Origin of the sequence: Atlanticothrix silvestris CENA357, assembly GCF_016056295.1 — a bacterium.
In the GTDB taxonomy this organism is placed as follows: Bacteria; Cyanobacteriota; Cyanobacteriia; order Cyanobacteriales; family Nostocaceae; genus Atlanticothrix; species Atlanticothrix silvestris.
Window position 1 is genome coordinate 49299 of the sequence record NZ_JAECZB010000018.1, and the last position, 20204, is coordinate 69502.

Below are 20204 nucleotides of genomic sequence, written 5' to 3' on the forward strand. Positions count from 1 at the left end.
AAAAAAGAAGAAATCGAACCGCCAAGAACGCCAAAAACGCCAAGAATGCTAAAAATTTATAGAGTGTGTTTAAGTTATAGAAATTAATTGAGAAATTTTAAACCTAAAAATAGAGCTGTAATAGTTCCTGTTACAGAAATTTCGCCTTGAGTAACTTTATCTAACACTGACTCTATAGGAATTAATACAACTTCAATTTCTTCTGTAATATCTAAATTTCGTTCTCCAGACTTAGTAACATTTTCTGCTAAAAATAAATGTATTTTGTTAGTATCTTTGACAGGATTGTCGTATAAAGTAGCCAATTTAGTAACTTTTTGGGCAATATAACCAGTCTCTTCTTGCAATTCTCTGACTGCTGCGATCGCAGCATCTTCTTTTGTGGCATCAAAACCTCCTGCTGGTAGTTCTAATAAAACTTCACCAACACCATGTCTATATTGACGTACAAAAACAATCTCTTGCTGATTTGTGATGGGTAAAATTAAGGCAATTTCTGGTCTAACAATTACAAAAAAGTCATCTATAATTTGACCGTTTGGTAATTCTATTTCATCTTGTCTGACCTGACACCAGCGGTGATCTAATACCATTTTTGATTGTAATATTTTCCATTTTTTTAAGTTGTTCATAGATAAATTAAAAAATAGAATTATGGTAAAAAAGTATAACAGATACCTCAGATCATCTAGAATTTGAATTTACACTGTTTTTGCTCTAGCCAAAGATTGAGCAGACTTATGCAAGTTGAAGTAAATCTATTTACGGTTAACAAACGATTCCCTTTGACCATTAGTCGCGGCACAACGGCGCAGACAACGAATGTATGGGTGAGGATTTTGCAGGATGGTCTCGAAGGCTGGGGTGAAGCGTCGCCATTTGGGGTTGGCAATCATTCACAATCAACTGATACAATCAAAAACTGCTTAGAGCAACTCGCGCCAGTCTTGCAAGCATTCAGTCCTTTGCAGCGGCAGGAAGTTGAGCAAGTATTAATAAAACAGCAGGTTCCTTCTTCCGTAAGAGCAGCATTGGATATAGCAATGCACGACTGGCTAGGCAAGCGTGTGGGTTTACCTCTATGGCAAATCTGGGGACTCGATCGCCATGTCATAGTACCAACTTCTGTAACAATTGGCATTAATTCACCAGCAGGAGCCAGGGCAAGGGCGCGAGACTGGTTGCAATTTACCGATGTTCGTCTTTTTAAAGTCAAATTAGGCAGTCCAGAGGGCATAGATGCCGATCGCAAAATGCTATTAGCAGTGCAAGAAGAAGCAAAAAACCAAGAATTTTTCGTGGATGCAAACGGGGGCTGGAGTTTGTCAGATGCGATTGAAATGTGTAATTGGCTGGCCAATTTAGAGATAAAGTATGTAGAACAACCATTGCCAAGGGGGCAAGAAAAGAGTTTAGCAGAACTCAAAAAGGAATCTTCCCTACCGATATTTGTCGATGAAAGTTGCTTTACTAGCGCTGATATTCCCCATCTGGCAAACTATGTAGATGGCATCAATATCAAACTGATGAAATCAGGAGGACTAACCGAGGCCATGCGGATGGTACACACAGCACGAGCCTACGGTTTGCAAGTCATGTTCGGCTGTTATTCTGACAGCACCTTAGCGAATACAGCAGCGGCACAACTAGCGCCACTAGCTGATTATTTAGATTTAGATAGTCACCTTAACTTAATCGATGACCCCTTTACAGGTGCATTGATACAACAAGGAAGAGTTTTGCCAAACGATTTACCAGGTTTGGGGGTACAACACAGTGCGTCTACCACTTAATCAACGAATAGCAATTCTGCTGCATGAAGGAGTTAGCGGGCCTCATGGCAAAACGGGGCTGTCACTTTTACGTTACAGTGAAGCGCCAATCGTAGTCGTAATTGATCGCGAGTCTGCGGACAAATCTTTACCAGAATTAACAGGTATCAAGCGTGATGTCCCAATTGTGGCATCAGTAACGGAGTCGTTAGATTACAAGCCAGAAGTCTTAGTCATTGGCATTGCCCCAGGTGGTGGTGCTATTCCAGATGAGTACTGGCTGGAAATCAAAAACGCTCTTGAAGCTGGCATGTCTTTGGTAAACGGTTTGCATACACCATTGGCAAATATACCGGAATTAAATGCACTGTTAAAAACTGGGCAATTAATTTGGGATGTACGGAAAGAACCATCTAATTTAAGTGTTGCCAGTGGAATCGCCCGCACCTTGCCTTGTCGGCGGGTATTGACTGTGGGAACCGACATGGCGATCGGTAAAATGTCAACTAGTTTAGAGTTACATTGGGCTTCAAAACTGCGAGGCTGGCGTTCTAAATTTTTGGCCACAGGTCAGACTGGTGTGATGTTAGAGGGTGATGGTGTGGCATTAGATGCCGTGCGCGTTGACTTTGCCGCGGGTGCTGTGGAACAAATAGTGATGCGCTATGGCAAAAACTATGATATCTTGCACATTGAAGGACAAGGTTCACTATTGCATCCTAGTTCCACAGCAACTCTACCCCTCATCCGTGGTTCCCAACCAACCCAATTAGTATTAGTACATCGGGCGGGGCAAACTCATAATCGCAATCATCCCCATGTACCAATTCCACCTTTACCAAAAGTAATTCAGCTTTATGAAACTGTTGCTAGTGCAGGCGGAGCCTTTGGAAACGTGCCAGTAGCGGCTATAGCTTTGAATACTGCTCATTTAGATGAATTGACAGCTCTAGAGGCGATCACCCAAACAACCGCAGAAACTGGGCTACCCTGTACCGATCCGGTACGTTTTGATGCTGGTGTGCTGCTAGATGGAGTGATGAAAAATTAGGTTTGACTCTCCCGCTGCTTATCAGGCAAAGGGAGTGTTAAACCAATTAAAAATTAAAAATGTAAAATTACAATCAGTAAGGGTTTGAACCCACTACTGATTGTAGACCACTGAATCAGTCGCTTCGCTCCAATTGAAAATTAAAACTGGTCAATTATTACCTGCCACTACCGCGGTCATAGTGTTTAACGTTCCCAAAGGTTTCTGACCCTACTTGATTACAGCAGTGTTTGGATATGCGATCGCTTGGGGTTGGAATAGCTATATTTTTGTATAAATAAAAAACTTGGTTATTCATTACTAAAGTTAAAAGTCTTAAATTTTAGGTTTATTGGCTGAAATAGTAAAGTCGAAAACGGAACTTACCAAAGCCAGATGTTCTTTAGAACTGAGATAGTGATTTTTGTATGATTCATCTAAAAACCGCATCAGCGACAAACTTGTAGATTCCAGTTGCACTCTTTTTCTGGCTGCCCTGATAGCGTCACATATTTGAGGATAAACATGGTAATTACTGATTCCTATTTGCTCATCTGGCATCCAACATTTAAATACGTAGCCTTGAGGCAAGGGTATCAATTCAATCAGCCAACCATGATATAAATATTTCCATTTCATCGACAGCTACTCTCTTGGTTCATTGATTTAAATATTTGTATTTCCTCACCACATCTGACCAAAAGAATATAACCTACACATGCAATTACTGTGTAGAATTTGTGTAGAAATTGTGCAGATACAACAATTTGAATAAATGTATGTATCAGAAATAGCGGACTATTTGAGGCGATACCCTAGTCCATGAACCGTTTCAATAAAATTGTCCGGCGCATCTAAAGCTCTCAGTTTTTGCCGAAGACATCTAATGTGAGACCTCACAGTTTCTTCTACTGGAGAGTCGTCTACTGACCAAACTTGCTCAATAATACTAGAACGGCTCAATACCCTTCTGCCATTGGCAATCAGCAATTCTAAAATCGCATATTCTTTGGGAGTTAATGACAGAGGGGAATCGTTGTAAGTAGCTTCATAAGTACTGGAATTTAAGTGTAATTTCCCCCAAGATAAACTCACTGTAGTTGCAGAATTACCACGCCTGAGTAAAGCACGTATCCGAGCCATTAACTCTTCTAAGTCAAATGGCTTTGCTACATAATCATCTGCTCCTGCATCTAACCCGGCAATCTTATCGGCTACAGTATCGCGAGCTGTTAACATCAGCACTGGTACGCCAGAGTTACGATGTGCTGGATTAGTGGTTCCAGTAGTACGTAAGCGTTGACAAAACTTGATGCCATCTAGCTTTGGTAGTGTCACATCTAGCACCATCAAATCATATTTCATTGACTCTGCTGAATTCCAGGCTGCTTCTCCATCTTTAGCAATATCTACTACATACTGGCGTCTGCTTAAAGCTTCTGTTAATACCTCTGCCAGTTGAGTATCATCTTCAACTACCAGAATTCGCATAATTTATCCCTAGGTTCAGCAGGAAATAAGCACGGAGGTATGACATTAACTTTACCATGTAAACATTTACATGGTACGCCCACTCTTTAGTTTTTATAGAATAAGCAAGCATGAAATCAGTTATTTTTCCAAAAAATTTATGAATCGGCAATTTATAAAATGGTCTTTTACAAGAAAATGGATTGCAGTAGGATTTACTTTAACCCTGTTACTTATGGGATTAGTCACTTTTGCTTCATTTAAAAATACCAGTGAAATTCAAAAAAGTGCTAATCAAGTACAGTATACTTATCAAACCCTCAATACTTTGACGAATTTCTATGCGGCAATGACAGTTGCAGAATCGGCACGACGGGGGTATATATTTTTAGGAAATAAACAAGATTTAAAGCGCTATCAAAATGAAATAATCAATATGCAGTCTGAACTAAAGTTGTTAAAGGAACAGATACATCCTAGTTCTATTCAACAACAGCGACTGACACAATTGAACTCATTAGTCAATCAGAGATTAGCTCTTTTAGAGCAATCAATACAACTTTATCAAAAAGATAAAACAGAATTAGAACTACAAACCAATATTACAGAACGCAGTGTTAAACTCCGAGAAAAAATTCTACCTGTAATGGCAGATATGAAGGCTGAAGAGCAACTTTATCTGCAAAGTTCTCTACAGCAATCTAAGTATAGTATTCATTTAAGAATATTAATAGAAATACTAGGGACAATTCTAAGCTTTTTAGTAATTTCTAGTTTATGCATCATACTTGAACGTCAGTGGGTGCAACGTGAAAAAATTGAAATTTTAGAATTTTCTCTATCTCAAGAAAAAGAATTAGGTGAACTAAAACTTCGTTTGTTTTCTATGATTTCTCATGAATTTCGTACACCTTTAAGTGTGATATTACTTTCGTCACAATTATTACGAGAAATTTTAGAAGAATTAGTAGACGAGCAACAATTAAAAAATCTTTCCCGGATTCAATCTTCGGCAAAATTAATGAATCATCTATTAACCGATATATTAACTTTAACTAGAGCAGAAGCAAATCAGTTAGATTATAAACCTCAAACCATCAACGTAGAAAATTTTTGTTTAAATTTGATAGAAGAAGTACAATTGTTTGGCACAAATCAACAATTGATAAAATTTATAAGCAATGGTCAATATTTTCGTGCCAATTTAGATGAGAAACTTTTGTATTGCATACTTAGCAATCTGTTATTAAATGCCATCAAATACTCATTTGATGGAGGTAAAATATACTTAATTTTAAATTCGGAGCCAGGAACTATAATTTTCCAGGTAATAGATGAGGGAATAGGCATTCCACTAGGAGAACGAGAAAAAATCTATGAGCCTTTTTATCGAGGACAAAATGTTGAAAATGTTGCTGGTACTGGACTCGGATTAGCAGTCGTTAAAAAATGTGTAGAGCGTCATCAAGGAGAAATTGCTGTAAATAGTGAAGTAGGAGTTGGAACAACATTTACTGTCAAGATTCCTCAGAAAAACATAGCAGCTGTTTAAAGTTTTTTGTCTACTCTCTAAGTTTCGCAAGAAGTTTATCAAATTACCCTAGGCGGATGAGGGCGATCGCTCCTACATTTAATTAAAGAGCCTTTTGTATTGTATATATCTCAGCATGAAACGAACCGGAAAGTCTCTGCTGCTAGCCTTGAACTGGTTATTGCTTTCAGTTGGTACAACGATTTTAATTATCTTGACACAACCGATCGCACCCGTTCCAGCACAAGAACCTGCTTCTAGCACTATTGAAACTACAAGCACACCCAATCCAGAAACCCCAGCACAAAAGCTACAAGATGCGCTGCAACGTTCATCTACCCCAGAAGCAACTCCGGAAGCCACAACAGATCCCAACCAACCTACATCTACTCCAGAAACCACTGATTCAGAAAAGCCAGATTCGACCCAAGAACCTACACTTACTCCTGAAGAAATCACCCGTCAGCTAAAACTAATAGAAGCAGATAGGCTTTATTTAGCAGGACAAATTCCAGAAGCAGAAAAACTGTATCGAGAAGCCAAAAAACCCTTTACAAAAATAATTGCGCCTCCAGCGCGCAAACCAGCGATACTTGATCCAGCACAACTATCCCCAGCAGGTAAAGTTTATTGGCGGGAAGCAGAAGCGGGAATTGCTACTAAACTGCAAACTCGAACTTTAGTACCATTACAATTATTGGTTGAGCAATATCCAGAATTTATTCCTGGTAATATTCGCTATGCCGAAGTACTCAAACAATATGATCGCCCCCAGGAAGCATTAGAAGTATTAGAACGGGCAACTTCTCTGTATCCTAATCAGCCAGAATTGATTAAAGCTAGAGTCACAGCTTTAGCTGAAGCCAAAAAATGGATGGAAGCTTCTTTAGCGGCGCGTCAATTTGCTATTCTCAACCCCAAAGATCCACAAGCACCTGAGTTTACGAATTTAGCCCAAACAAATCTCAAACGTTACAAATCCCACATCCGAGAAGAAATTAGAGGCAATGCCCTCGCCAACATTATCACAGGTGCATTAGGTTATGCCGTAACTGGCAGCCTTTTGGGGCCATTTTCTGCGATTGACTCTACTATTTTGCTGCTACAAGGTGAAGAATCTGTAGGTGAGTCGGTAGCAAAACAGGCAAAAAAACAGCTGGAGGTGATCATAGATGACCAAATTGTGGGATACGTCAATGAAATTGGGCAAAAACTAGCGAAAGTAGCAGGACGAGATGAATTTAAATACGAATTCTTCGTCATTCCAGAAGAAGACCTTAACGCCTTTGCTCTGCCTGGAGGTAAAGTCTTTATTAATGCAGGTGCGATCGCTAAAGCTAATTCAGAAGCAGAATTGGCTGGGTTAATTGGTCATGAATTATCTCATGTAGTTCTATCCCACGGTTTTCAATTAGTTACTCAAGGGAACCTCGTCTCTAACGTCACCCAGTATCTTCCCCTAGGTGGTACTGTTGGTCAACTTTTCGGATTAAGTTACAGCCGTGATATGGAACGTCAAGCAGATACCCTTGGCACTCGCTTAATTGTTGCTAGCGGCTATGCTGCTGATGGCTTGCGTAATTTAATGGTGACATTAGACAAACAAAAGAAATATTCTCCTCCTACTTGGTTGTCTTCTCATCCAGGCGGTAATGAACGAGTTAGTTATATAGAAGACCTCATTACTCGTGGTGGCTACAACCGCTACGCTTATGAAGGAGTAGGTCGTCATGCAGAGGTTAAAGCTAGGGTAAAGCAGCTACTCAAAGAAAAGAAAGAACGAAAGAAAAAAGAACGAGAGGAAAAAAAGCAGAATTCTTGATGAATCAAAACATAAAATAATTCGTCAATGAAAGTATCAATTCCCTACCACATTTTTGCTGGAGAAGATTTATGTCATCACAACTGCTGAAGTTTGTTTCTTTAAGCTGTCTTGGTTTATCCCTATCTTTGGGTAACTCTGTAGCTTTTGCCCAATATGACTCTAGTAGCGATGGTGTTGTTGTACCAACTGTACCATCAGGTTCATCAACATCAACAGGCACATCAATACCTATAAATACACCAACAAACATACCCGCTTCGCCCAACGTTAACAATGGGACTCGGTTTTTTTGCCAGTCTTACAATGGTCAATATACCGTCATGTATCAGCCCCAAAGCCAACCAGGACAATACTTTCCTTGGGCGACTCCTGCGGCTTTAGGTGGTGGCTGGGATCCACTAAGGCGCTGTCAAACAATTGCTAGCCGCTTAGAGTTATATCGCCCAGATGGCTTACAAGAACTCCAGACAGGGACATTGAATAATGAAAACGTTGTCTGCGTGACAACTGAAGCTAACCCTTCTTGTCGGATTGTCTTGACAGTACCCCGTGACAAAGATGCTTATGTTGTACGTAATAGTGTGTTCCAAAACTTAGTTTCTGCTGATAATGGACAACAGACCACAGCTGTTAACACTTATAGAAATAGTGGTAGGGGAGGAGTAGACGAATTATATAACTTAGGTCGCACACTTCTAGGTAACGGTAATAATCAAGCTAGATCATCTCGAAGTGGGATCAATCTCAAACCTTACCTTGATCCTCAAGATGGTGGTAGCTTGCGGAATAAAGTTCCTAATAGAGTTCCCACCCGCCTTAATCCTGGCAATTTCCGTTAAATTCTAAATTACTTCACAAATGTGAGCGATTTCGCCAAACTCAGCAGATATAACTCTTTTAAATACAAATTTACTTTAGGGTGGGCAAATGTCTCACCCTATTTAATTTGGTGAACTCTGTTTACAGAAAGCAATGTTGAGTGCGATCGCAGACTAAATTGAGTCGTCTTCATCAACAAGCTGTTGTAGCAAATGAAGGTGATTAATAGCTGCAAGGTTATTTATGGGTGAAGTATCACTAACAATGATCACAATCTACCCATCTGGCGCAAGTTGTTAATGTCTTGTTCAAAATCTTCTATCCCATAATGTATGGGGATCTGACGACTTGCAAGTAGATGCTGAAATGCTATCCGATTCATATCGGCAAACCGACTTGCTTGGCCAAGAGTTAACTTTTCTTTTTCAAACAGCATCACCGCAATTTCCCGCTTCATTTCGTCTTCAGTCATGCGGGTTGTGGTTAATATTTCATTAGGAATGACGACGCTCATAGTTACAATCTTTTCTATCAATATTATTCTAATTGGTCTACGTCCAGCGGAGTTCACCAGGGAGTTGCCTATTGTAGGGTTGAGCGCGATCGCCTAAGACTAGCTACGATATGAATATAAAGTAGAGTGCGATCGCATATTTTTCATACTTGCGATAGATTTACAATGCGAACAAGCCCATATTCTCATAAATACTCTATTGAAAACCCTTAAGAAAATTAAGGTAAACTCAATGGTAATGATAAAGTTTTTCACTAAGCTTGAGACGATTGTGTCTCCCATTGCTGGTTATATTACAGATAACGCTTATTTTAAGAACTGTTACTAGTTACTTTGTCAGATTAATTGTGACCTTGACTAATCGATAAGGTTAAGAGAGACTAACTAATGACAGACGTGCGTACTTATAAAAATAATAAGTTTTGTAAAGTTTCTGAGATATATATTTTGAGAGATGGAACATTAGTTAACAAATGGCAAGTTGGTATCTAAGTAAAAATGTTCCGATGGCTACATTTGTAGCCTGCTGCTAAGGCAGTACAATTCAAGCGTACTATCGTGGTTGGCCAACAACATGGAGACATTAGAGTTCATAATTTATCCAGACGGTCGGGTACAAGAGAAAGTCACCGGCATTGTAGGTACTTCTTGCGCTGAGGTTACAGCAGCAATAGAGGCACAGTTGGGGCAAGTACTCACTCATGAGCCAACCTCAGAATTCTTTGCCGTTCAGGTGCTGCAATCCAATGTGGCAAATACTCAAGCCACTTACAGCGATTGGTAAGTTTTTTCAATAGTTTAGTGTCATTAATTCACAACCACCATGTCACACTTTAGCCAAATTAAGACTCAAATACGTAACCTTGATTCTTTGAAAGATGCGCTGACTGAATTGGGCATCGACTGGAAACCTGGGCCACACGAAGTGCGTGGCTATCGGGGTCAAACTCATCCTGCCGAAGTGACCATTGAGCAGGAAAATGGCTACGACATCGGCTTTAGATGGAATGGCAAAGAATACGAATTGGTGGCAGACTTGCAATACTGGCAACAAAATCTGTCTGTAGATGGATTTTTGCGCCAAGTAACGCAACGCTATGCTTACCAAACAGTTGTGAAAGAAACCACTCGTGTTGGTTTTCAGGTTACTGAACAACAAAAAAATGAAGATGGTTCGATTCGCTTGGTAGTACAACGCTGGAGTGCGTAATGGCTGATTTTCTGCCGTCGCCGGAAGAACAAGAAGAAAACCGTTCCGGTTTGGAACCAGAATTAGGTGGTCGCTTGCGGGATGACCCAGAACGTTCTGGTTTGGAACCGGAATTGGGCGGTATGCTACGTCAAAAGGGTGTTTATGTAGATGAAATCACCTGTATTGGTTGTAAGCACTGTGCCCATGTTGCGCGAAATACTTTCTATATTGAAGCAGATTATGGGCGATCGCGCGTGGTTCGCCAAGATGGGGACGCGGAAGAAGTAATCCAAGAAGCAATAGACACTTGTCCTGTTGATTGCATTCATTGGGTTGATTACACCGAACTGAAAAATTTAGAAGAAGAGCGCAAATATCAGGTAATTCCTGTTGTGGGTTATCCGGTAGAACAGGCAGTTTCTGCTGCTCAAAAGCGGCGTAAAAAGCAAAAGTTAAAAACCAAAAAATCCCGTTATTAAATAACAAAATTAAATAATTTAGTAAAATCAAGGGCTTGTTTTATCAGTCCTTGATTTTTTTATTTATGCTACGCGGGTCAGTTGTCAATAGTCAGTTGTCAGTTGTCAGTTGTTTTTGATCTAGTACTTAGTATCCCATCACGTTGTGGGTGGTTTTAAAAGCATCTTTACTACTGACTACTAACCACTAACCACTGACAAAACTCTATCCCTTTGTAGGTAAGAGTTTTTTATACAAGCTAAATTATTAATTAGCTCAATTTCTCTGCTGCATTTTTAAGCAGCAACTCGTCGTCAGGCATCGCCTCTGTAAAAACTAAAATGACTAACGAAGAACTGCTGCAAATTATTGAACAATCTGCCAGAGATAAGGTAACAAAAATCCAGTCCCTATTCCACCGGAAATTTTGGGTAGAAAGGATTTATCTGAAGAACCAGGTAATCTTCACACAACCAAATGGTGAAGACTTTCGCGTAAATATCTGGGATTTCGGCGGACAGGAAATCTATCACCAAACCCATCAATTTTTCCTGAGTAAGCGTTCCCTTTATGCCTTAGTCGCTGACACTCGCAAAGAAAACACTGATTTTTACTGGTGGCTAAATGTTGTCGAACTCCTCAGTGATAATAGTCCGGTTATCATCATCAAAAACGAACAACAAACGCTTCAATGCTGGTCGTTACCAAATTGAGTGCGAAAACAGCTATGAAATGGTAGATGTCCGCAGGTTAATCGATAATGTAATGTTCCAACCCGCTAAAGCAGATGGGGAGATCAACCCCAAAGTTACACCGTTGCAAAACGAACTGGAGCAAGAGAGAAATGAATCGTTGACGCATCGGTTAGCAGATAGCAAAGAAATTTTTATCTCCTATGCTTGGGGTGGAGAAAGTGAGCAATTTGTCAATAACCCTGTTCTGTCACTCTCGGAAAACAATAATCGAAGCAATATTCTGAAACTTTGATTGAGCCAAGCTTTGAGGCTTTATTTTCTAACAGTAACTAAAATTTATAGCCAAAACTTAGAAATTAAAGCCTCGAAAGGCTTTCAGCGATTGGGTTCTCCCAAAGTGATAAAAGACGGATAAGCTGGATGAGACTTTGCAGGCTAAAGGAATCAAAATCATCCGCGATAAACGCGATTTGGGCTACAAAGGACTGATTAAAGCCTTTATGGAACGGATTGGACGGGGTAAATGTGCGATCGCAGTTATTAGTGACAAGTATTTAAAATCTTCCAATTGTATGTTTGAGCTAGTGCAAATTGCTAAAAATGGAGAGTTTTATAATCGGATTTTCCCGATTGTGTTAGCGGATGCCCAAATTTATAAGGCTGTTGCAAGACTTAAATATATTAAGCATTGGGAAGAAGAAATTAAAGAACTAGACGAAGCTATGAAAGAGGTTGGTGCAGCTAATTTACAGGGATTTCGTGAAGAAATTGACCAATACACCGAGATTCGCAACACGATCGCCGAACTCACTAACCTGCTAAAAGACATGAATACACTGACTTCAAATATTCACAGCGAGTCAGGATTTGAGGAATTATTGCAGGCGATCGCACAGCGTCTAGATGAGTGATACTATTTCTAAAAATCGGCTTTGCATAATTGAACGTAAGTTCAACAGAACTCAAAAATAATAGTAGTATTTCATCAAGAAATAATTGACAAATAAATTTCCTGTAGAGACGGCGATTTATCGTGTCTCCCCAACCGCCTTTATCAAGCAATAACTGGTACAAGGTGTGTACCAGTTTTATAAATGGCATTAAACAGTTTGGTTTAACTAATCAGATTCTGGTAGTGTCTGTACCTTACCGTTAGGACTGAGAATCACTCTAATTCTGAGATTTTTACCATATCTATTAGCGGAAACAAAAGGTTTCCCAATGTCAGGCATTCCAGTACTGTTAACAAACTCTCGTGCTGGTTTATTCAGAGGAAAAATTCGTTCAATTGTGCCATCAACACCCACCATCAAACTATACTCTAGGGTTTGCGTTAATCCCGTCGGTGGCTGCCAGCGACTTTTCAGGATGTCTCTAGCTTCTGCTATCTGAGGTGTATCAAATAAAGTACTATCAGTGGCAACCTCTGTAGATGTCGGGTTTGGAGATTGACCTCTCAATCGATTAACTAATGAGTCACTGTCAGCAACAGCAGATGATGTATTACTTGTAGGAGACAGTTCCGACGATGGTTGACTCCTAGAAGCGACTGTTCCAGAGGAATTGATTTTTTCCTCTAATTGTTTAGGGTCAAAAGGTGTATAGGCTGAAGGAAGCGTAGGAACAGCAGGGGGAACTGCTGAAATATTGGGGGATAAGCTGCCTGTAGTTGAAGAAAGACTGGGTGGCAAATCTCGTTTTTTGGGAAGACCAATTTCACTTTGAGAAATTGATCGAGTAGAGTTTTGCTTGAGATTTGGTTGAATAGCGATTTGCTGATTTCCTGTGGCGAATGCTGGATTTTGCTGATTGCTATTTTGAGTTGGAATTGTCCCCTGAGGTATGGTCAATGTATCTTGCGGAGAGAGTGGGGATGTTGGGGGCAAAGTTGAAGTTAAACTCGAATCAGGAGGTGCTAAAGGCGTTTGAGGCAAACTATCTGTGGGAAGTGGCGGGGTAGAGCCTAGGGGTGGTAGTGGTTGTAAACTATCTGGGGGAGTAATTCCGGGTTGTGGTGTAGGAAGGTTGAGTGGAGGTGCTAAAGCAAGTTCTTCATTGGCTGAGGTTGTCTTTTTAGCTGTTGATGGCTGTTTTTGCCTAGTGTTGTTGGCATATTGCAACGTCATTGGTAATAAACCGACACTTAACACTAGTACTGCGGCAACAGGTGTCCAAGCAGGTAATCGGCGAATAGGAGTAGTCTTATTAAGACTTGGTAACGCCATGACATCAGCCGAGTACTCATCTAGGGCAGTTGCTAAATCGAACAGTTGCAGCAGACTAAGTTGAATTACAGGGCCAGATCCCTGGTTAGCCAGAGAACCGAGAAATAGATTATGAGTTAAATATTTACCTGGTTCTAAATGTATTTTTATCCCTGGTATCTGGGAACTAAAAGATTGGAATGTCTGAGTTGGTAGTGAAGGTTGTTGAAAATCTGTTAATTCGGAGTCGTGAGGTACTTTGCTGGAATCTTCGTTTCCCGAAAAACTGACCCAAAAGTTTTCTGAAGACTGTTGGAGAATTTCTTGTATGTAGCTGGTGACTGCATCACACAAAGCTTCTAGTTGATCGCGATCGCCCCGAATCGGGACTCTACGTTCTTCGGGTAGTCGCGGATCATCGAAGCGCAGTTCAAAACTTAGCTGTTTGAGAACAGTTTTCCCCATCCATTGAGATAAGGGTGAACTTTGCGCCAAGATTTCTAGTGTGCAAGTAGGGGGTGTGTAGCGACGAATGACAGAATTTGATGGTGGCATGGCAGGAACTGCGGGGGAAAAGATTATCTAAAAAATTATTTTGCAGAACGGTCTATAAGTGCTAGCCAGAGACGGCGGTGTCCACCAGGGGCACTGTAAAACAGTAAATCTACAAGCAGTTTCAGCGCTAGGCGGGTAAGTAAATCTGTCGAGATTTGCTCGTCCTCTTCCATGCGCTCTTGGTAGATGTTGCAGAAAGCATCAATATAATCTCCAAGTAAAGCAGTTTGATGAGGTTCTCGATTATTTTCCGCCATTTGTTCTAACAGACCAACAGCACGGCGAATCAATTCTTGATGCTGTTTGGCGAGGTAGCAAATAATTAAAACAAGCGATCGCGCTTCTTCGACATCTAGCTTTTTTCGCCCTCCTTGACCTTTACGTAAGGGATTTGATTGACGTAATCGCCATAGGGCTACCCGGTCTGGCACTCTTGATTCTAAATTCAAATTAGTTGCCGCCGAGAGCATGGCCTCGGAACCAATGCCAGTTAAAGTTTCTAAAGCTAACAGCACTAAGTCTAATTGGGTTTTGATATTCTCCCATTGAACTGTGTTCGGGGCTGGAAGCTTGGTTAAATCCTCCCACTGGGAATTAGAAGTAGTTGAATTGGCGGCCAAGTGCATAACTTTTAGCATAGGTGATCAGGCTGATATGGGATGTTGCTGTTACCCATTTTGAAACCAGACTCTTAAGTATTAAAGTTGGTTTCCTATAGCTAGAAGCTGCAACTAGCTTTTCTGTTAATGGTCAACAGCAGTTATCTCTGTCTTACTCTACAAGATGAAAATTTATTTTCAACATAATAGAAAAATATCTATCTTATAGAGGTTTACCTATTCTTAACTGCTATTTCAGTATAAAAGTATAAATAAATATCATCCAAAAAAGCTAATTCCTAATTGCTAATCGCTGATGATTACTAGGCAATTAGGAATTAGGAATTAACAATCAATAGCCTTTACTAGTTATATTTATTGCCGCTTTATTGCACTGCGTGTGTCAGTTGTCAGTTGTCAGTTGTCATTTGTCAGTTGCGTTTGATCTAATTTAATATCCCAAAACGCAAGTAGCGTGATCTTCAAACGTCTTTATTTACTACTAACCACTAACCACTGACCACTAACCACTAACCACTGACTACTGACCACTAACTACTGACAAAACTCCACGCCACTTGTGGCGTGGAGTTTTTATTTAATGTGAGCAATTGTGACACCACTGCCACCGTCTGCCTGTTCTGCTGCTTCGTAGTGGTTGATTCTGGAATGTTGTTGCAAAAAAGCGTGGACACCTTGCCGCAACTTCCCAGTACCGTGTCCGTGAATAATCCAGATTGGCCCTGTAGCTTCTGAAATTGCTTTATCTAAAATGAATTCGGCATCAGCTACCCGCTTACCACGCAAATCTACGGTATTTTGAGAGGTACGAATTGCTGGAGCAGGTTGGGGTGGTGGAGTTACTGCTACTGGTGCTGGTTTTGGTTTAACAATTGGTTCTGCTTTTTGACCATCTAAAGATTCAATATCTGCTAACTTCGCCGTCATTTTCATCATGCCAAAACGCACACTTAACTCACCATCTGCATTGGGGGCGGTTAACACTTCTGCTGTTTGCCCAAATTGAGAAATACGGACGCGATCGCCTACTTTAGGCATAAACCCAACTTTGGGCTTGGCTGGGGTTGCTGGCTGATATTTTTGGGCAATTTCATTCAAAGCATTGGTTGCTTGCTGGGCATCTTGGGCTTTTGGTGTACCTTGCTGCAAACGGCGAATTACTTGGGCGATTTCGCCTTTGGCTTGGGCGATCGCTTGCTGTACTGCTACTTCTTGAGAAGCCCGCAGTTCGCGTTCTCTCTCTTGCAAATTTGCGGCTTTTGCGGATACTTCTTTATATAAACGTTCTGCTTGTTGTAGTAAGTTTTGGGCTTCGGTAGCTTTGGTTTCCTGACGACGACGTTGCGCTTCTAACCCAGCAATTACTTGATTAACTTCGTCTGTTGCTCCTCCTACTTGAGTTTTTGCCTGTTCTACCACTTCTGGTTTTAGTCCTAAACGCTTGGCAATGGTCAAAGCATTAGAACGTCCGGGTATGCCCCATAACAGACGGTAAGTGGGCGATAAAGTACTTTCGTCAAATTCGACAGAAGCATTTTCAAACCGCTGATCTTCGTATTTCAGGGCTTTTAATTCCCCAAAGTGAGTAGTAGCAATAGTTAACTGAGCATGATCAGCTAGATATTGCAATAAAGCGATCGCCAAAGCACTACCCTCAACCGGATCGGTTCCTGCACCTACTTCATCGAGTAAGACAAGTGATAAAGGCTGAGTGCTGGGTAAAGATTCAGAAGTAAAAAGTTCCTGCCCTGCTCCTTGGTCACTGAGCGTAGTCGAAGTGCTGCTCCCCTGCTCCTTGGTCACTGAGCGTAGTTGAAGTGCTGCTCCCTTGCTCCCCAAAGCATTCAAAATTCGACTAATCCGGCGGATATGACCAGAGAATGTAGACAAACTTTGCTGTAGAGATTGTTCATCGCCAATATCGGCTAATACTTGGTCAAACCAAGGCATTTCTACTGGTTCGCGAGCAGGGACAAATAAACCCACCTTAGCCATCAATGCTGCCAATCCTAGGGTTTTTAAAGTGACAGTTTTACCCCCAGTATTAGGCCCGGTAATCGTCACTACCCGAATATGGGGACTAATTAATAAATCTACAGGGACTACTGGTTGCCCTTGTTCATGGTGCTGCTGCCAAACTAACAACGGATGACGCAGTTGCCGCAAGGTAATGAGTTCATTGACTTCGCGGTTAATAAATCGTGGAGGATTGGCTCCTAACCAGAAACTATATCTAGCTCTCGCGGTTGCCAGATCCAAAGTCGTCACAATTGCTAACAACCTTTCCAAATCTGGCTTGACTGCTGCGATTTGCTCCGTTAAAGCCCGGCGAATCGCTTCTTCTTCTATTTGCTCTCTTTTGATGGTTTGCCGCAGTTGATTGCCCAGAGGTACTACGGAATTAGGCTCTATGTAGAGAGTGGCACCACTGGTAGAGGTATCATGGACAATCCCAGGAATCGCATCTTTTTGAGGTGCTTTTACAGGGATGACAAAGCGATCGCCCCGTTGGGTAATTAGCTGTTCTTGGACTGCCCCAGACTTTGCCTGTAAAATATTTTGCAATTTTTGGGTGATTTGACTCCGCACTCTCCGCAAATCTGTGCGAATTTCTCCCATTTTTTGGCTAGCACGGTCAGTTACCTGCCCCCGTTCGTCAATACAACGGTGAATTTCTTGCTCTAGTTCTGGATAAGTCCGCAAATCGGCAACTAACTCATTCAGGATCGGCAAGTCTTCTTGGTTATCAATTACCCGGCGTAAATTTCTCGCACCTGCTAAAGTGGTGGCGATCGCCAAGAGTTCATCTCCTGCCAAAATTCCTTGAAGTTCTGAGCGTTCTAGGGAATCCCCAATATCTTGAATGCCCTCAAATGAAAGTCCCGTTGCAAAGCGACTTTCTAGTTGATAAATTTCTTTAGTTTGTGCTAACAACTGCTCACTTGCTATCTGAGATACAGGTATATTCAGATGCAACGATGCGATCGCCCCTAATTTAGTTGCCGCAAATGTGGAAAGATGCTGGCAAAGGCGATGCCATTCTAATAGTTCTAAAGTTTCAGATTGGATCAAGGCTTCAATATCTAATCTGAAATTATGGTAACAATTCTGGCTGCCAGAAAGCTGAACCTGGTTGCAGTTAATTGCAATCGGACAAATTTGTGAAAGTAATCAACAAAATTCCTGATTGCTTCATCGCTTAAGTCTCCACTAGCATAACAGCAGAGGTTAGCGGCGGTTAGTAGCTTTAAACTACTACCAGCAGCTTTTATTCCGTTTCCTGCACCGCAGTGTTGGTCTGCTGGCGCTGGGCAACATCGGGATCTAAAAGCACTAAGTTTGTTCCTGCACGATATCGCTCAATATATTTGCATCTGACACCTGCCTTCATTTGGGCGAAATCGTACTCAGGACGTAATTCGTCTTCCATTTCGTTCTCAACTTCCTTCTTCATAAAACTTTTTCTCCTATGGGGTAGCTTTTCGGGCGCTGATAACTCGTATCTTTTCTCCTTTATTCAGTATGTGCAACAACTAAAAGTTTTCCAGATCCAGATACACCAATGATAATGTGGCGATTTTCTCCGATAGAATGAGCAGGATCAGCAAAGGTTACGGACAATGAGTCATTAAATACGGTTGCAACTTCCTGAAATGAAACACCATGCTTTTCAATGTTTAGCGCCACTTTGTTTGAATTCCATGCAAAATGCTTCCCACCTTCTCCTATATCCTAAAGCTCATTTACTTGGCCTTCTTCTGTAATGTGCCCTTACAGGGTTTCCATTTCGGAAATGCGCTTTAACATAAATATAATCACTTTGATTAGAAATTATTTGATATTCTTCTACTGAAATCTCCCTTTCGGTTGCTATTGACTTAGTAGTTTGTTGTGTCTGTGATGGAGAACTATAAGTAGAAGATTGTGAGCGATTAACTTGAGAAAGTTGTGCCTTCAAATTAGCTATTTCGTTCTGTTGTTGTTGATATTGCTGATATAATGTTTCATAACGTTGCTTTAACTCAGATCTTTGAGTATTTAACTGAAAGTTTTTATTGTATAATTCTTCAATATCAGATACTTTGCTTTGAGCATAATTAGATAGTTCCTGAATTCTTTTTTCTAAGCCTGATTTTTGCTGACTCAATTGGGATAGCCGAGTTTGTAGATTATTAATATAATTTTGCTTCTCTTCATTAATTTCAGTTGTACGTTGAGTGTCTCTTCTTAAATCAGATATTGAATTTTGCAGACTATTTATCTGAGCCTGTTTATCTTGAAATGCTCTCGTAAAATTTTGAATATTTTCTTGCAAAGCGGCTATATCCGCATCACGATTAGATATTTCTCTATGCAGATCAGAAATGTTCTTTGAAAGACTAGAAATTTGTTGTGTACGTCTGTTTAACTCATTTGTACTTTCTTGTTTAGCTCTAAGTAAATTGTTAAATTCTCTAGATAAAAGATTAACTCTAGAGCGCAACTCATTAACAAGTAACGGGTAATCACTATCAGTTTTTGAATCATTAAAGTTCAAAATTAATTTTGTTGATAGAAGCCTCATTAATTCATCAATTCTGTAAGCAAGTCGAAGGCGATAAGGACTAATTTTATTTGTGTTCTGTGCTATTTCTGTAGCTAGTTTGCTGATAACTTCTGAAATGATAATTTGTGAAGGTGGTCTACTTTTCGTAAACAAAACTAAATTAGTTACAATTTTTTGAAGCTGCTCATAATCTTTCTCAGCTTGACTAGCCAAAAAATTACGAACAGAATCTTGTATTTCTGCTAGGAAACGATAACTTCGAGGCCTTCGTGGCTCTAGTTCTTGTAAAATTTCGCTTCTTTTATACTCTAACGCTTCAAGTGTTCTCGCAATATTTTCATGATTTGCGGAAGGATCTGCACCAAGACGTTCTAAAATACCCTCATACAACCATGCTTGAGACTCTAAGTTATTTAACTTATGAACTTGCTGTTGATTGTTTGGCTGGGGTATTATATCTGTCCTTTGTAACTGTTGCTGTAAACTATTAACCTTTGTTGAGATAGTACCCTTGAAACAAGCAAGAATTAGCTCTAGAGCCTGACCAAAGGGGAAGGAGTAGTCAGCCAACCAACCAAATAAAAACCAGAACAATAAAGCACATATCAAAAAAACAACTACTTTAATGTAGTTGAAAAGTCTTCTAAAGAAATTTCTATTTGATTCTAAATCTGAATCTTGAAGGTCAAAACAAAATGGGAGCATCCCAGTTTTTTGCAAAGAAGGTGAAAATCAGTCAGGATAAGTAAGACGAGTGCATTTACCTAGCAATGACCCCAGAACAACAGCAAGCTCTTCAAGAACATATTCAGGCAATCTCTAAAATATTGTACGAAGATACGTCAAAAGAAAAGCTCACAAACCTTGCAGGAATTGAAGAGGCAGTGCGAAGTCAAATGCAGAAGCACGTCACGCCAGAAGTAGGGGTTTTTTTATCGAAACAGTTACAGACACAAGAGCAGGGTATAAACG

Annotated in this window: 20 protein-coding genes and 2 pseudogenes; 12 read left to right on the top strand and 10 right to left on the bottom strand. The window is 40.5% G+C overall.

Going from position 1 to position 20204, the window contains the following annotated elements; translation table 11 throughout:
* Positions 1-83 precede the first annotated feature (83 nt).
* The gene (locus I8751_RS10185) at positions 84-632 is read right to left on the bottom strand and encodes an NUDIX hydrolase (protein WP_214439049.1); all 549 of its coding nucleotides are present in this window, start codon (positions 630-632) and stop codon (positions 84-86) included.
* Positions 633-740: 108 nt separating this feature from the next.
* Between I8751_RS10185 and I8751_RS10190 the strand changes: the two genes are divergently transcribed.
* Both I8751_RS10190 and I8751_RS10195 read left to right on the top strand, forming a co-directional pair.
* Positions 741-1793, top strand: coding sequence for a dipeptide epimerase (locus tag I8751_RS10190; RefSeq protein WP_214439050.1), 1053 nt, complete (start codon positions 741-743; stop codon positions 1791-1793).
* Positions 1777-2823 carry a DUF1611 domain-containing protein gene (locus I8751_RS10195; RefSeq protein WP_214439051.1) on the top strand — a complete coding sequence of 349 codons (1047 nt, stop codon included), beginning with the start codon at positions 1777-1779 and terminating at the stop codon, positions 2821-2823. Before I8751_RS10190 ends, I8751_RS10195 begins: the two co-directional genes overlap by 17 nt.
* Positions 2824-3138: 315 nt before the next feature.
* Here the strand turns inward: I8751_RS10195 and I8751_RS10200 are convergent, their stop codons facing one another.
* Positions 3139-3441, bottom strand: coding sequence for a hypothetical protein (locus tag I8751_RS10200; RefSeq protein WP_214439052.1), 303 nt, complete (start codon positions 3439-3441; stop codon positions 3139-3141).
* 159 nt (positions 3442-3600) lie between these two features.
* Positions 3601-4293 (bottom strand): response regulator transcription factor, encoded by a 693-nt coding sequence (locus tag I8751_RS10205; RefSeq protein ID WP_214439053.1) that lies wholly within the window; start codon positions 4291-4293, stop codon positions 3601-3603.
* 70 nt (positions 4294-4363) lie between these two features.
* Between I8751_RS10205 and I8751_RS10210 the strand changes: the two genes are divergently transcribed.
* From I8751_RS10210 to I8751_RS10220, 3 genes are all read left to right on the top strand, one after another.
* Positions 4364-5824 carry a sensor histidine kinase gene (locus I8751_RS10210; protein ID WP_225894079.1) on the top strand — a complete coding sequence of 487 codons (1461 nt, stop codon included), beginning with the start codon at positions 4364-4366 and terminating at the stop codon, positions 5822-5824.
* 115 nt (positions 5825-5939) lie between these two features.
* The gene (locus I8751_RS10215; RefSeq protein ID WP_214439054.1) at positions 5940-7625 is read left to right on the top strand and encodes a M48 family metalloprotease; all 1686 of its coding nucleotides are present in this window, start codon (positions 5940-5942) and stop codon (positions 7623-7625) included.
* A gap of 71 nt (positions 7626-7696) precedes the next feature.
* Complete coding sequence (locus I8751_RS10220; protein WP_214439055.1) at positions 7697-8467, top strand: COP23 domain-containing protein; 771 nt, start codon at positions 7697-7699, stop codon at positions 8465-8467.
* A gap of 248 nt (positions 8468-8715) precedes the next feature.
* Here the strand turns inward: I8751_RS10220 and I8751_RS10225 are convergent, their stop codons facing one another.
* Positions 8716-8961, bottom strand: a complete 246-nt coding sequence (locus I8751_RS10225) for a UPF0175 family protein (protein WP_214439056.1) — start codon at positions 8959-8961, stop codon at positions 8716-8718.
* A gap of 574 nt (positions 8962-9535) precedes the next feature.
* On the opposite strand from I8751_RS10225, the gene I8751_RS10230 reads away from it, so the two are divergent.
* The 6 genes and pseudogenes from I8751_RS10230 (at position 9536) to I8751_RS10255 (ending at position 12218) form a co-directional block, all read left to right on the top strand.
* The gene (locus I8751_RS10230) at positions 9536-9745 is read left to right on the top strand and encodes a DUF2997 domain-containing protein (RefSeq protein ID WP_214439057.1); all 210 of its coding nucleotides are present in this window, start codon (positions 9536-9538) and stop codon (positions 9743-9745) included.
* A gap of 39 nt (positions 9746-9784) precedes the next feature.
* Entirely contained in the window at positions 9785-10171 is a 387-nt protein-coding gene (locus I8751_RS10235) for a DUF1257 domain-containing protein (protein WP_214439058.1), read from the top strand.
* The gene (locus I8751_RS10240; protein ID WP_214439059.1) at positions 10171-10632 is read left to right on the top strand and encodes a ferredoxin; all 462 of its coding nucleotides are present in this window, start codon (positions 10171-10173) and stop codon (positions 10630-10632) included. Before I8751_RS10235 ends, I8751_RS10240 begins: the two co-directional genes overlap by 1 nt.
* Positions 10633-11076: 444 nt before the next feature.
* A pseudogene (locus I8751_RS30385) lies at positions 11077-11307 on the top strand (hypothetical protein); the annotation flags it as partial.
* 37 nt (positions 11308-11344) lie between these two features.
* The gene (locus I8751_RS10250) at positions 11345-11599 is read left to right on the top strand and encodes a hypothetical protein (protein ID WP_214439060.1); all 255 of its coding nucleotides are present in this window, start codon (positions 11345-11347) and stop codon (positions 11597-11599) included.
* A 124-nt stretch (positions 11600-11723) separates the two neighbouring features.
* Entirely contained in the window at positions 11724-12218 is a 495-nt protein-coding gene (locus I8751_RS10255; RefSeq protein WP_214439069.1) for a toll/interleukin-1 receptor domain-containing protein, read from the top strand.
* A 207-nt stretch (positions 12219-12425) separates the two neighbouring features.
* Here I8751_RS10255 and I8751_RS10260 read toward each other — a convergent pair whose 3' ends face one another.
* The 6 genes from I8751_RS10260 to I8751_RS10285 form a co-directional block, all read right to left on the bottom strand.
* Positions 12426-14066: a DUF4335 domain-containing protein gene (locus tag I8751_RS10260; protein WP_214439061.1), complete on the bottom strand. Its 1641-nt coding sequence runs from the start codon at positions 14064-14066 to the stop codon at positions 12426-12428.
* A gap of 35 nt (positions 14067-14101) precedes the next feature.
* Positions 14102-14704, bottom strand: a complete 603-nt coding sequence (locus I8751_RS10265) for a DUF3038 domain-containing protein (protein ID WP_214439062.1) — start codon at positions 14702-14704, stop codon at positions 14102-14104.
* 555 nt (positions 14705-15259) lie between these two features.
* Entirely contained in the window at positions 15260-17758 is a 2499-nt protein-coding gene (locus tag I8751_RS10270) for an endonuclease MutS2 (protein ID WP_214439063.1), read from the bottom strand.
* A 196-nt stretch (positions 17759-17954) separates the two neighbouring features.
* On the bottom strand, positions 17955-18116 hold the full coding sequence (locus I8751_RS10275) for a hypothetical protein (RefSeq protein ID WP_225894081.1): 162 nt from the start codon (positions 18114-18116) through the stop codon (positions 17955-17957).
* A gap of 83 nt (positions 18117-18199) precedes the next feature.
* Positions 18200-18373 carry a BrnT family toxin gene (locus I8751_RS10280; protein WP_318780312.1) on the bottom strand — a complete coding sequence of 58 codons (174 nt, stop codon included), beginning with the start codon at positions 18371-18373 and terminating at the stop codon, positions 18200-18202.
* A gap of 52 nt (positions 18374-18425) precedes the next feature.
* Positions 18426-19937 (bottom strand): hypothetical protein, encoded by a 1512-nt coding sequence (locus I8751_RS10285; protein WP_214439065.1) that lies wholly within the window; start codon positions 19935-19937, stop codon positions 18426-18428.
* 65 nt (positions 19938-20002) lie between these two features.
* On the opposite strand from I8751_RS10285, the pseudogene I8751_RS10290 reads away from it, so the two are divergent.
* A pseudogene (locus I8751_RS10290) lies at positions 20003-20204 on the top strand (ISKra4 family transposase); the annotation flags it as partial.